Here is a 13300-nt window from a genome sequence, read left to right as displayed (position 1 = left end):
TGGTTTTTATTTAATGCCAATTCGATATAAACCGACAACTTTACCTAAGATGACTACGTTTTTTAAAATAATTGGTGCCATGTCATCGTTTTCGGGTTGGAGTCTGAAATGGTCACTTTCTTTAAAGAATCGTTTGCAGGTGGCTTCGTTTTCGTCGTTCATGGCGATGACAATATCACCATTTTCAGCGGTATTTTGGCGTTTTACAATTACCTGATCACCGTCTAAAATTCCGATATTGATCATACTTGTACCACTAATGGTAAGCATGAAGAGTGAATCAGAATTTCGTTGGAGTTCGGTTGGAATTGGGAAATAATCAGTTGCGTCTTGAACCGCAAGAATTGGTTCTCCGGCAGCAACGGTTCCAAGTAAAGGCATCTCGTCCGGCTTTGATTCTTGAGAAACACCAAGATAGTTCATTCCATCAGAAGTAACTTCAAGGGCACGCGGCTTAGTTGGATCCTTGATGATATAGCCCTTCTTTTCCAAACGAGCGAGATGACCATGGACCGTTGAAGTTGACGATAATCCAACGTGTTCGCCGATTTCTCGAACGGTTGGTGGGTATCCTTGATCACGAACTTGTTTCCAAATGTATTCGAGAATATCATGTTGTTTTGTTTGTGATGCTTGCGACATAAGGCACCTCTGTGCTTTCTAATTGGTTTTTAGCTAAAATAAGAATACCACAAAAACGGAATTTTGCAAACGTTTGTTCGTGTACAAATCCTTGTTTTCACGCTTTATTTCGTGATATTATGATATCAGATGAAGGGAGAGGTTAACATGGCTGAAGATAAAGAATTAGAAAAACTCATTCCAAGAATTAACGAATTATCTAAAAAATCAAAAAACGAAGGTTTATCGGAAGAAGAAAAAGAAGAACAGAAGAAGTTACGAAAAGAGTACTTAGATCGTTTCAAGGCTAATTTTAAAAGTCAGATTGAAATGACTAAGGTCTATGATAAAAAAGGGAACGAAATTACTTCAGACAAAGTCAAGGAATCTCAGCGAAAGAAAAATTTGCGAGACGATTGATTCCAATCTTTTCAAAACCTTGCTAATTGTGTAAAATAATAATAAAAGGCTTGAAGGGAGGTCAATGATTTGTCTACATGGATCTGGATTTTAATAGTGATTTTGGCTTTACTAGCTGGTGCACTAATTGGCTTCTTCGGTGCTCGTAAGTACATGGAAAAGTATTTGAAGGATAATCCACCAATCAACCAGGAACAACTTAAAGCGATGATGCTTCAGATGGGACAAAAGCCATCACAAAAGAAACTTAACCAAATGATGAACGCAATGAAACATCATCAAAATTAAAAAAACGTCGAATTACTTCGACGTTTTTTTATTATGCGGTTTTGATTCATCAATGTACACGTAGTTGGGATTAATTTCATCATCGAGCTTGTCAAAGGCGGCTTGCATTTGATTTTCAATTAATTTTTGATTCTTATCATCCAATCTTTCTTTTTTGTTGATATAAATTGGATCACCAAAGTTAATTGAAACTTTCTGGCGTTTGAAAACTTCTTTGAGGGTCAATGGCCCCTGATAAACAACTGGTACCAGGGGCACTCCAGCTAGTTGGGCAATCAGTGCTGCACCGCCCTTGAGTTTTTTGGAATGCCTCGTACCAGACGGGAACATCATGAGTGATAGATTGGTTTTTCTCAGTGTTCTAACTGGAATTTTAATTGCTGAAATTCCTGGATTTGAACGATCAACCGAAAATACGTTGACGTGCCGCAAAAACCATCCCAGCATTGGATTTTTGAATAGTTCTTTTTTAGCCATGAAACACAACTGTTTAGGGCGAATTACCGTTGCAATTAGAATCATATCAAACCAACTCCGGTGGGGAGCAATTAACACGTAATTTCCGTCTGGGATACGATTCTTGTGCATCACATTCATTGGTCCATTTATAATTCTTAAAATGAATTGGCCAACTGTAAATAAAAACGAGTACCACAAAAGATTTTAAGCTCCTTTTTTTAAGATGTATAATTTAATAGTATATTATTAACGGTAAAAGTGACAAGTTAAATTTAAAAAATGGTGGTGAACTAGGTGAACTTGATTGGTGATGAACGAATTGACCAACTCTACAGTCAGGACATTAAAGTCATTCAAAGTCCAAGTGTGTTTTCATTTTCTTTGGATGCCGTAATGCTTGCTAATTTTGCTCAGCCTAAGATCAATAAGAATAGTCTTTTGGTTGATTTATGTGCTGGTAATGGTGCCGTTGGTTTGTTTTTAAGCAAAAAAACACATGGTAAGATTGCCGAAGTCGAGATTCAATCACGTCTAAGTGATATGGCAACTAGGAGTGTTCAACTGAACGGCTTAGAGGATCAGATATCCGTTTATAATGATGATTTAGCTAATGCTACCACAATTTTTGGCAAAGATGAGGTTGATACTATTACGGTTAACCCTCCGTATTTTTCAAATCTTCCGACTAGTAAAAAAAATCCGAATGAATATTTAGCGATTGCAAGACACGAAGTAAAAACTAATTTGAAAAGCGTTATTAAAACTAGTAGTGAGCTTTTAAAAACTGGTGGGAAACTTTACATGGTTTATCGTCCTGATCGCCTACATGAATTAATGAACTTAATGACTAACTTTCGACTAGCAATGAAGCAAATTCAATTTATTTACCCTAAAGAGGGAAAGAATTCTAACATGATTTTGGTATCTGCAATTAAAGATGGAAAAAATGCTGGTTTAAAAGTCGATTACCCGATTACGGTTTATGACCATGGTAGTTATTCAAAAGAGGTTAAAAAGATGTTGTATGGAAAGTAAAAGTTACTATATGTATGTCTTACTTTGTTGTGACGGGACGTTTTACGGTGGGTTTACCGATGACGTTTATCGTAGATTAGCGGTTCATCAAGCTGGGAAAGGGGCCAAATATACTAAAACTAGGCGACCTTTAAAGCTACTGTACTACGAAAAATTTAATGATAAAAGGAGTGCCATGAAAGCAGAATACGCTTTTAAGCATCAAACTCGGAGAAAAAAAGAATTTTTTCTAATTAGCCATGGAATTGACTCGACTCTTTGGGGTAATTAGTGGTTGGGTGTTATAATTATGGTGAAAAGAAAAGGGGGACTAAGTTATGAAAATCATTGCATATGGAATTAGAGACGATGAACGACCATACTTAGAACAATGGGATAAAGCTCATCCAGACATTGAAGTAAAAGCAGAATCAAAATTATTGGATAATGACACTGTCGACGAAGCAAAGGGATTTGATGGTGTGGTTGCATACCAGCAAAAGCCTTATACTGCTGATATTTTAGACAAATTAGCTAGTTTTGGCATTAAATCACTTTCACTTCGAAACGTTGGGGTGGATAATGTTGATGCTGATGCTGTTAAACGTGATGGCATTAATGTCACTAACGTTCCAGCTTATTCACCAGCTGCTATTGCTGAATTAGCGGTTACAGAAATGATGCGGTTACTTCGTCATACTAAAAAGTTTGAAGATAAGGAACGCCATGGTAACATGACCTGGGCTCCAGATATTGCTGACGAAATGAACAAGCAAACCGTTGGTGTCTATGCTACTGGGAGAATCGGACGCCAAGTTGTTAAAATCCTTCAAGGTTTTGGTGCCAAAGTGATTGCTTATGACCCTTATCCAAACCCTGAGCTCAAAAAAGAGGGAATTTACGTTGATACCCCTGAAGAATTGTATGCAAATTCTGATATTATAACTCTTCATGCTCCAGCATTAAAAGAAAATGATCATATGATTAATGATGATTCAATTGCGCAAATGAAAGATGGAATCAAAATTATCAATGCTGCCCGTGGAAGTTTAATTGATACTGATGCTTTGATTCGTGGCCTTGACAGTGGCAAGATCTCAGGAGCTGCTCTTGATGTGTACGAAAACGAAGTGGGTATTTTCAATGTTGATTTTGGAAGTTTTGATAAGATCCCAGATGACAGATTGAAGAACTTGATGAAACGGGATAATGTTTTAATCACTCCACACATTGCATTTTATACGAAGCCTGCGGTTAAGAACATGGTTCAAATTGCACTCGATTCAAACGTTCAATTGATTAAAAACGGTAAGTCCGATAACTCAGTTGAAGTTAAATAGGAACTCAAAATAAAAAGCGCACTTTGATATGAAGTGCGCTTTTTATTTTGATAGAGCCTTTAAAAGTTCACAAAGCTCATTTTGAGAAGTTACCGTTTGATCTGGGACAAAGTTTGTTTCTGGGACGGATCGTTTGCGGTGATTGAACCAAAAGGCATGCCAACCAGCTCGCTTGGCTGAAATGATGTCACCAGTAAATGAATCGCCAATGTAAGCTACTTCGGATGGTCTGACATCTAATCTATGATTCATAACGGTAAAAATTTTAGGATCCGGTTTTAACATGCCAACTGACTCTGAAGCAATGATGTAATTAGGATCAATGTAATCATCTAATCCAAGGATCTTTAGTTCGTTATTTAAGAATTGACTGGATCCGTTAGCAATAATTCCAATTTTTAAATTATTTGACAACATTTGGATTGTCTTTAAAAGATCGTGATAAGATGAAATTTCTTTAATACAAGTTAGATAGTTTTTCTTAAAATGTTTAATTTCTTCTTTATCCGGATCAAGATCGTTAACACCATTTTTGATGTTTTGATAAACTAGTTCATTTTGCTTGTAAGTCCCAGACATTATATTGGAATAAACTAAGGGACTTTGAATTTGAAAATTTTTAAATGAAGTAGCTGAGTCAATAATTGGATGATTAGGGAACGTCTTAAAAAAGGCCTCTTCTGAAACCCGCTTTTGATCATACAATGTGTCGTCGACGTCAAATACGACAGCTTTTATCATTTAAACTCCTCCTCAGATAAATAAAACCGTAACACATTTTTAATATTATACGCAAGATTTGATTAAATCTCAAAATATTATTGTTATTTACGTTGATATTTTGTATACTAATCCTTGGTGTTAATTACCAATACACACCTAGAAGGTTTTGTAAGGTGGTGCTCATTTGAGTTCCTTGCATAATTCTAGGGAGGAAAAAACTTTTATATGGAGGCTAATTATGGCTGTAGTTACAATGAAACAATTACTTGAGGCTGGTGTTCATTTCGGTCACCAAACTCGTCGTTGGAATCCTAAGATGAAGAAATACATTTTTACTGAACGTAATGGTATTTATATCATCGATTTACAAAAGACGGTTAAGTGCATTGACCGTGCTTACAACTTTATGAAGGATGAAGCAGCAAATGATGCTGTAATTCTTTTTGTTGGTACTAAGAAACAAGCTCAAGATTCAATTGAAGAAGAAGCAAAACGTGCTGGTGTTTACTACGTTAACCATCGTTGGTTAGGTGGTACTCTTACCAACTGGAACACGATTCAAAAACGAATTAAGTACTTGAAGAAACTTAAAAAGATGGCTCAAGATGGCACTTTTGAACGTTTACCAAAGAAGGAAGTTGCTTTGCTTAAGAAGCAAACCGACAAACTTGAAAGATTCTTAGGCGGTATCGAAGATATGCCTAAGATTCCGGATGTAATGTTCATCGTTGATCCACATAAGGAACAAATTGCTTTGCATGAAGCTCAAAAGCTCAATATTCCGGTTGTAGCAATGGTAGATACTAATACTGATCCTGATGGAATTGATTATGTTATTCCTTCTAATGATGATGCAATTCGTGCCATCAGATTGATTACTTCAACAATGGCTGATGCTATTATTGAGGGTAAACAGGGTGAAGATGAAGTTAGCGAAAAAGATTTTGATAAAAATGCTGACCAAAAAGATGAAAAATCCGAAGAAACTAAATAATTAAAGTGATAGGCTGACTTTTGTTTAGACCCTTTTGGCCTAATTTAAGTCAGTTTTTTATTAAAACAAAGGAGATCACAATTATGGCAAAAGTAACTGCTAAACAAGTTAAAGAGTTACGTGACAAGACTAGTGCTGGTATGATGGATGCTAAGAAGGCTTTAGTTGCCGCCGATGGTGATGAAAAGAAAGCCATTGATATTCTTAGAGAAAATGGGGTTGCAAAGGCTGAAAAGAAGAGTGGAAAGGTGGCTGCCAGTGGCCTCACTCGAGTTGCTGTTCATGATAACAAGGCTGCGATCGTTGAAATTAACTCGCAAACGGACTTTGTTGCCAGCAATGATGACTTTAAGGATTTGATTGATGCTGTTGCTGATGCAATTGCTTTAAATCAGCCTAAAGATTTAGATGCAGCAATGAAACTTGAATTAAACGATGGAACCGTCGAAGATGCCATCATTAATACTACCCAAGTTACTGGTGAAAAAATCAAATTGCGTCGTTTCAAGACCTTTAATAAAAATGATGATGATAGTTTTGGCTTTTATCTTCATAATGGTGGAGAAATTGGTGCTTTGGTTGAACTTCAAGGTGGAGATGACAATACTGCTAAGGATGTTGCCATGCATGTTGCTGCTGAAAACCCAGAATTCTTAACTCAAGATGAAATTCCTTCGGATCGGTTGCAGCATGAACGTGAAGTTCTTAAAAAGGAAGCTCTAAGTGAGGGTAAACCTGAAAAGATCGTTGAAAAGATGGTTGATGGGCGTTTAAAGAAATTCTTAGCTCAAATTAGTTTAGCTGATCAACCTTTTGTTAAGGATCCTGATATGTCTGTTCAACAATATGTTGAATCAAATAATGGTAAACTAAAAGGCTTTGTTCGATATGAAGTTGGTGAAGGTATTGAACAAGATACTCAAAGTTTTGCTGATGAAGTTAAACAACAAATGAATCAATAATATTTCAGCAAAAAGTCAGTGTTAAATGCACTGGCTTTTTTGTTATACCTAACTTCAGGGCACTGTTGTTATACGTTAATATATGCTAAAATTATCGTAGTTAATTTATATTGTTGGAGGAAATCTGATGGCAGATTTAAAGTACAAACGGATCGTTTTAAAGTTAAGCGGTGAAGCTCTTGCTGGTGATAAAGGATTTGGAATTAATCCCCCCGTTATCAAGACGATTGCTGAAGAAATTAGAGATGTTTATAACTTAGGGATTCAAATTGCCATCGTTGTCGGTGGTGGAAACATGTGGCGTGGTGAAGCTGGTGAAGAAATGGGAATGGAAAGATCTCAAGCCGATTATATTGGGATGCTTTCGACCATTATGAACGGTTTAGCCTTACAGGATAACCTTGAATCAGTGGATGTTCCGACTAGGCTTCAAACATCGATTGAAATGAAGCAAATTGCAGAACCCTACATTCGGCGTAAAGCAGTTCGCCACTTAGAGAAGGGACGAATTGTGATTTTTTCTGGAGGTACTGGTAATCCGTACTTTTCAACTGATACTACGGCAGTCCTCCGTGCTGCTGAAATTGACGCTGATGCCATTTTAATGGCAAAAAACGGAGTTGACGGAATTTACTCAGCTGATCCTAAAACCGATCCCAATGCTAAAAAGTATGAGAAATTAACGCAAATGGATATCATTAACAAAGGCTTACATGTTATGGATACTACTGCAAGCTCACTTTCGATGGATAATAATATCCCGTTAGTGGTATTCAATTTAAATAAGCCTGGCAATATCAAGAAGGTTGTTCAAGGTGATAAAATTGGAACAATCGTGGAAGGAAAATAATATGCCTAGTTCAAATGAAATTATTGACACAACTAAGTCAAAAATGAAAAAAGCAGAGGAAGCCTTACAGCGGGAACTTGGAAACATCCGAGCTGGTAGTGCTAATGCTAGTTTATTAAGTCCGGTTAGAGTTAACTATTATGGGGCATCCACGCCATTAAACCAAGTCGCTTCAATCTCAATTCCAGAACCGCGTGTAATTTTAATTACACCTTATGATAAGAGTTCGTTAAAGGACATCGAGCATGGTATTTTAGAGGCTGACCTTGGAATTAATCCGATGAATGATGGTGACAATATTCGAATTGTGATCCCACAGTTGACAGAAGATCGTCGAAAAGAAATTGCGAAAAAAGTTAAAGCAACTGGTGAAGAAAGTAAAGTAGCAGTTAGAAATGTTCGTCGTGATGGCATGGACGCTGCTAAACGGGGTAACAAAGATGGTGATTTTACGGATGACGAGTCTCATAATTTGGAGGACAAAATTCAAAAAATCACTGATAAGTCAATTTCTGAAGTGGAAGACATTATCTCGAAAAAGGAAGACGAGATTCTTAATGGTTAATAAAATAGGGAGTTTTTCTAATGGATGATGATAATGATAACGAAAAAGAAGTAACACCGGGCACACCTGAGTTTGATCACATGGCATTTCGTTTGAAACAGCCAGTTAACGAAGGAAACCTGCGTGCACTGGACTATGATGGTAATCAATTACAGAAAATTCAAGATAATGTGTACGTGATGCCCGCTTATATTAATGATGACTTTAACTTATTTTTTGTAGTTTCTCCCTTGATCGAAAATGACTGGATTATTGCTTTCTCAAAAGCGACGATTGAGAATGGAAACGAGATTACAGATCTGTCAGAGCCAATCCCAACCGGTGAGGGATTGAATCAACTCGGGGAACAGAGCCCAGAAGACGCTAATAAGATTTTAAAGTATTTTAATACTTTGGTTGACGCAGGTCGTGGAGAATGGAAATTAGTAAAGTAAAAGGATGAGGATTCTCTCATCCTTTATTTATGTAAAAGTATTGAGGTACTCAAATGACTAACGAACTGGATATAAAAAACATTCCTAATCATATTGCAATAATTATGGATGGAAACGGGCGCTGGGCAAAAAAAAGACACTTACCTAGAATTGCTGGCCATAAGCGCGGAATGGAAGTAGTAAAAGATATTACTACCAAAGCAAGTAATCTTGGGGTTAAAGTATTAACGTTATACGCATTCTCTACTGAAAACTGGAAGCGACCCGCAAAGGAAGTTGGCTACTTGATGAGTTTGCCAGCTAAATTTTTTGATGATTTTGTTCCGAGCCTCCTTAAACACAATGTTAAGGTTACGACAATTGGTGACATTTCTGGATTACCTAAAAGAACCCAAAAAGCAGTTTATGACGCAATTGATGATACTAAGGATTGTACCGGGATGGTTTTGAATTTTGCTTTAAATTACGGTAGTCGTGACGAGATTGTGCGTGGCGTTAAGGAAATTGCGCAAAATGTAAAAAGGGGTAATATAAATGTTGATGAAATTTCTGATCAGACAATTTCAGATCATTTGATGACCGCTTTTTTGGGTGAATATTCTGATCCTGATTTATTGATTCGAACTAGTGGTGAAGAACGGATTTCTAATTTTTTGTTATGGCAAATTGCGTACAGTGAATTAGAGTTTGTTGATCAGTACTGGCCTGATTTCACACCTGCCAATCTAGAAAAAACAATTATACAATTTCAACAGCGTCACCGTCGATTTGGTGGTTTGGACGCAAAATAGGAGATTTATTATGAAGCAGAGAATTATCACAGCGGTTATTGCTTTGATTATTTTTATACCGATTATCATTGCTGGTGGAATATGGATTGATTTAGCCGCTATCGTGTTAGGTTTGATTGCCCTAGCAGAAATTTTTATTATGAAAAAACGACTTTTAGTGTCTCCAGAGACACTAATTGCGTTTGTTGCGACAATTGCTATGATTATCCCGACAAACTGGTTATCATTTTTACCATTGTGGATTAAGCCTCCATTTGCAATTTACATTTTAATAATGTTATTGATGTTATTTACCGTATTTTCTAAAAATAAGTTCAATTTTGATGACGCTGGAGTCTTTACCTTGGCAATTTTGTACATTGGGTTTGGATTTCATTACTTTATTGAAGCCCGGACTGATGGATTAACAACCCTGTTGTACGCTCTATTTATTGTGTGGTTAACTGATTCTGGTGCCTACTTTTTTGGAAGGGCATTTGGAAAGCACAAATTGGCACCTCATATTTCTCCTAATAAGACTTGGGAGGGATCGATTGGCGGTACAGCACTAGCAGCCATTTTGTGTACAATCTTTGTCTGCTTTTTCCCAATTGATGGGATTGGTACTGTAAGTATGTTCTTTATTACGATTGTTCTTTCCATTTTTGGTCAATTTGGTGATTTAGTTGAGTCAGCTTTAAAGCGTTATTATGGAGTTAAGGATTCCGGCAAGATTTTGCCAGGCCACGGTGGAATATTAGATCGATTCGATAGTTTATTATTTGTTCTACCACTACTACATTTATTTGGAATTGTGTAATATCTGGAAGGGACTGGGTCTTTATTGTTAATTACAATCATTAGTTTCATAATCATTTTTGGAATATTAGTTTTTGTTCATGAATTTGGTCATTTTATCGTGGCTAAAATGTCAGGAATCATGGTCCGTGAATTTTCGATTGGAATGGGTCCCAAGTTGTTTTACTATCGACATAATCACACGACTTATACACTACGATTACTGCCTATTGGTGGATATGTTCGAATGGCTGGAAGTAGTGATGATGAGGATGAAGAAATTCAGCCAGGGACTCCAGTTCGGCTTCAAACTAATAGCAAAGGTGTTGTTACTAGAATTGATTTGAGTAATAAAAGCCAACTGTTTCAAGGAATACCACTAGATGTGTCGGGATCCGATCTAGAAGGGGGTCTCTGGATTGAAGGATACGAAAATGGTGATGATTCTGAGAAAAAAAAGTTTTCTGTTGATCACGATGCTACTATTATTGAAAAAGATGGGATCGAGGTTCAAATCGCGCCGGTTGACGTTCAATTTCAGTCAGCACCTTTGTATAAACGACTTTTGGTAAATTGCGCGGGAATTTTTAACAACGTTGTCTTGGCAATTTTGGCATTTATGCTTTTGTCCTTCATGCAAGGTGGAGTTCCTAATAACTCAAACAAGGTTAACCTGTCGCCACAAGTTTCAATTGCGAAAAAAGCTGGTCTGCAAAATAATAGTAATATTTTGGCTGTTGATGGTCACAAAACCAACACGTGGAATGATATCGGCACGTTGATTCAGAAGCGCCCAGATAAAAAAGTAACTTTAACGGTTAAGCATGATGGAAAAGTTAAAAATATTTCAATGACGACTGAAGCCAAAACCATTCAGAAGCAAAAAGTTGGTATGATTGGAGTTCAGCAGGCGATGGACACTAGTTTTTCAGCTAAGTTGTTTTCTGGATTTACTCGAACCTGGGATATGACAACTGAATTGTTTGGTGTGTTGGGTTCAATGTTTACCCATTTTTCTTTAAATGACTTAGGTGGTCCAGTTGCCATTTTTGCGGAGACGTCTAACGCATCCAAGGGCGGTTTTTTAGGACTGTTGAGCTTTTTAGCATTTTTATCCATTAATTTAGCCATTGTAAATGTGTTACCAATTCCAGCCTTGGATGGTGGTAAAATATTATTAAATATTGTGGAAGCAATTAGAAGAAAACCAGTTTCGGAAAAAACGGAAACGATCATTACGCTCATTGGTTTTGCCATTCTGATAGTATTGATGGTACTGGTAACTTGGAATGATATTGAGCGATACTTTATTCGATAAAACTTTAGGGGTTATAAAATGAAACAGTCAAAATTATTGATACCAACTTTAAAACAAGATCCAGCGGGAGCTGAAGCTCTTAGTCATAAAATGCTAGTTCGATCTGGATTCGTTAGGCAGGTTTCGGCAGGTATGTATGCATATTTACCACTGGCATATCGCGTGCTTGAAAACATCAAAAAAATTGTTCGTGAAGAATTAGATAAAACCGATGCAGCAGAAATGTTGATGCCCGCAGTTATTCCAGCTAAATTATGGAAAGATTCGGGTAGATATGACACTTATGGTCCCGAACTATTTAAATTTAAAAATCGACATGATACGGATTTTATTTTGGGTCCTACACATGAAGAAACTTTTACAGATCTAATTAAAAATAATATCAAATCATATAAAAAGCTTCCTTTAATTTTATATCAAATTCAACCTAAGTATCGTGATGAAGATCGGCCACGTTATGGATTGTTGCGTAGTCGAGAGTTTATTATGCTCGATGTCTATTCCTTTTCTGAAGATGATGATGATTTGGATAAGATTTATAAACAAATGGAAGCAGCGTTTCAGAGAATTTTTGACCGGATTGGGTTAAATTATCGGACCATCATTGGTGATTCTGGGTCAATGGGTGGCTCCGATTCAAAAGAATTTTCTGCTCCTGCTGCGGTTGGTGAAGATACGATTGTCTATTCGGATGATAGTGATTATGCTGCTAATCTGGAGATGGCAACGAATATGTTTGTTGATCAAAAGGGACATCAAGAATTAAATGATTTGGAATTAGTTGACACTCCAGATGTTAATAACATTAATCAAGTTAGTAAGTTCTTTGATGTTGAAAAAGATCAGATTATTAAAAGTTTGCTTTATATCGTTGATGGTAAGCCAGTAATGATTTTGATTCGGGGAGACCAAAAAATTAATCCAACAAAGGTTAAGAATTATTTTGATGCTGATTCGGCAGAACTTGCTAGCCCAACTGAGGTTTCTAAATACTTAGACGTTAAACCTGGATCGGTTGGACCAATTAATGTTCCAGATGACGTTTCTGTTTATGCTGATCAGTATGTTAAAGGTATTAGTAATGGTGTTACTGGGGCTAACAAAAACGGGAAGCATTATAAAAACGTTAATTACGACCGTGATTACCAAGTAAAAGACTTTGGGGATTTTCATTTAGTTAAAGAAGGAGACATTTCTCCTGATGGTAGCGGAGTATTGAAGTTTACCAAAGGAATTGAAATTGGTCATATTTTCAAATTGGGAACACGATATTCCAAAACATTGGGTGCTGATATTCTCGATCAGAATGGTCGTAATATCCCGGTTGTCATGGGCTCATATGGAATTGGTGTCAGTCGTTTGTTGTCGGCAGTTTCAGAGCAGCAAGCTGATCAAAATGGATTAGTTTGGCCAAAAGAAATTGCTCCATATGATGTTCATGTTATCCCAACGAATGTTAAAAATGATGAGCAATTAGAGATGACATCTTCAATTGAAAAAGAATTGGAATCAAAAGGACTATCTGTTTTGGTTGATGATCGTAAGGAACGTGCCGGGGTTAAATTTGCTGATTCTGATCTTATTGGAATTCCAATTCGGGTTACAATCGGCAAAAAGGCGGATGAAGGAATTGTAGAAGTTAAAATTCGTAAAACTGGCGAAACGATTGAGACTAAACAAGATGATTTAAGTAATACAATTGATATTTTGTCTAAAGAGATTTAAATTAAAGACCAGGTTTTAA

The 13300-nt window shown here is 36.7% G+C and carries 17 protein-coding genes; 14 read left to right on the top strand and 3 right to left on the bottom strand.

The genetic code is table 11. The features are described 5' to 3' along the window. Positions 1-6 precede the first annotated feature (6 nt). Positions 7-642, bottom strand: a complete 636-nt coding sequence (gene lexA / locus AC6UDF_RS03380; protein WP_500706406.1) for a transcriptional repressor LexA — start codon at positions 640-642, stop codon at positions 7-9. A gap of 147 nt (positions 643-789) precedes the next feature. On the opposite strand from lexA, the gene AC6UDF_RS03375 reads away from it, so the two are divergent. Both AC6UDF_RS03375 and AC6UDF_RS03370 read left to right on the top strand, forming a co-directional pair. Further along, complete coding sequence (locus AC6UDF_RS03375; RefSeq protein WP_500693859.1) at positions 790-1041, top strand: DUF896 domain-containing protein; 252 nt, start codon at positions 790-792, stop codon at positions 1039-1041. 69 nt (positions 1042-1110) lie between these two features. Further along, positions 1111-1329 (top strand): YneF family protein, encoded by a 219-nt coding sequence (locus tag AC6UDF_RS03370; protein WP_500693858.1) that lies wholly within the window; start codon positions 1111-1113, stop codon positions 1327-1329. A 12-nt stretch (positions 1330-1341) separates the two neighbouring features. On the opposite strand, the gene AC6UDF_RS03365 is transcribed toward AC6UDF_RS03370, so the two are convergent. Then, on the bottom strand, positions 1342-1986 hold the full coding sequence (locus tag AC6UDF_RS03365; protein WP_500693857.1) for a lysophospholipid acyltransferase family protein: 645 nt from the start codon (positions 1984-1986) through the stop codon (positions 1342-1344). 96 nt (positions 1987-2082) lie between these two features. Here AC6UDF_RS03365 and AC6UDF_RS03360 point away from each other — a divergent pair, with 96 nt between their 5' ends. The 3 genes from AC6UDF_RS03360 to AC6UDF_RS03350 are packed head-to-tail and all read left to right on the top strand — an operon-like array spanning position 2083 to position 4142. Then, positions 2083-2823, top strand: a complete 741-nt coding sequence (locus AC6UDF_RS03360; RefSeq protein ID WP_500693856.1) for a tRNA1(Val) (adenine(37)-N6)-methyltransferase — start codon at positions 2083-2085, stop codon at positions 2821-2823. Continuing rightward, positions 2813-3094, top strand: coding sequence for a GIY-YIG nuclease family protein (locus tag AC6UDF_RS03355; protein ID WP_500693855.1), 282 nt, complete (start codon positions 2813-2815; stop codon positions 3092-3094). The genes AC6UDF_RS03360 and AC6UDF_RS03355 overlap by 11 nt, the downstream gene beginning before the upstream one ends. A 46-nt stretch (positions 3095-3140) precedes the next feature. Next, positions 3141-4142, top strand: coding sequence for a D-2-hydroxyacid dehydrogenase (locus AC6UDF_RS03350; protein WP_500693854.1), 1002 nt, complete (start codon positions 3141-3143; stop codon positions 4140-4142). A 42-nt stretch (positions 4143-4184) separates the two neighbouring features. Here AC6UDF_RS03350 and AC6UDF_RS03345 read toward each other — a convergent pair whose 3' ends face one another. After that, positions 4185-4883 carry an HAD family hydrolase gene (locus tag AC6UDF_RS03345; RefSeq protein ID WP_500701140.1) on the bottom strand — a complete coding sequence of 233 codons (699 nt, stop codon included), beginning with the start codon at positions 4881-4883 and terminating at the stop codon, positions 4185-4187. Between the two features lie 220 nt (positions 4884-5103). Between AC6UDF_RS03345 and rpsB the strand changes: the two genes are divergently transcribed. From rpsB to AC6UDF_RS03300, 9 genes are all read left to right on the top strand, one after another. Beyond that, positions 5104-5859: a 30S ribosomal protein S2 gene (rpsB, locus tag AC6UDF_RS03340; RefSeq protein ID WP_500693852.1), complete on the top strand. Its 756-nt coding sequence runs from the start codon at positions 5104-5106 to the stop codon at positions 5857-5859. A gap of 80 nt (positions 5860-5939) precedes the next feature. Continuing rightward, a complete protein-coding gene (tsf, locus tag AC6UDF_RS03335) occupies positions 5940-6821 on the top strand; it encodes a translation elongation factor Ts (RefSeq protein WP_500693962.1) in 882 nt (293 codons plus the stop codon). Positions 6822-6948: 127 nt separating this feature from the next. Continuing rightward, positions 6949-7671, top strand: coding sequence for a UMP kinase (gene pyrH / locus AC6UDF_RS03330; RefSeq protein WP_500695573.1), 723 nt, complete (start codon positions 6949-6951; stop codon positions 7669-7671). Between the two features lies 1 nt (position 7672). Beyond that, positions 7673-8236 (top strand): ribosome recycling factor, encoded by a 564-nt coding sequence (gene frr, locus AC6UDF_RS03325; RefSeq protein WP_500693850.1) that lies wholly within the window; start codon positions 7673-7675, stop codon positions 8234-8236. 20 nt (positions 8237-8256) lie between these two features. Next, positions 8257-8670 (top strand): hypothetical protein, encoded by a 414-nt coding sequence (locus AC6UDF_RS03320; protein ID WP_500706407.1) that lies wholly within the window; start codon positions 8257-8259, stop codon positions 8668-8670. A gap of 53 nt (positions 8671-8723) precedes the next feature. Beyond that, a complete protein-coding gene (gene uppS / locus AC6UDF_RS03315; protein ID WP_500723816.1) occupies positions 8724-9461 on the top strand; it encodes an undecaprenyl pyrophosphate synthase in 738 nt (245 codons plus the stop codon). 10 nt (positions 9462-9471) lie between these two features. Continuing rightward, entirely contained in the window at positions 9472-10260 is a 789-nt protein-coding gene (locus AC6UDF_RS03310) for a phosphatidate cytidylyltransferase (RefSeq protein ID WP_500693847.1), read from the top strand. A gap of 24 nt (positions 10261-10284) precedes the next feature. Then, positions 10285-11556 carry an RIP metalloprotease RseP gene (rseP, locus tag AC6UDF_RS03305; protein ID WP_500695574.1) on the top strand — a complete coding sequence of 424 codons (1272 nt, stop codon included), beginning with the start codon at positions 10285-10287 and terminating at the stop codon, positions 11554-11556. An 18-nt stretch (positions 11557-11574) separates the two neighbouring features. Continuing rightward, on the top strand, positions 11575-13281 hold the full coding sequence (locus AC6UDF_RS03300) for a proline--tRNA ligase (RefSeq protein WP_500695575.1): 1707 nt from the start codon (positions 11575-11577) through the stop codon (positions 13279-13281). The last annotated feature ends 19 nt before the right edge of the window (positions 13282-13300 follow it).

It is taken from the genome of Fructilactobacillus sp. X2R6C1 (assembly GCF_059901295.1).
This window is presented reverse-complemented; position numbering and strand designations above follow the sequence as displayed.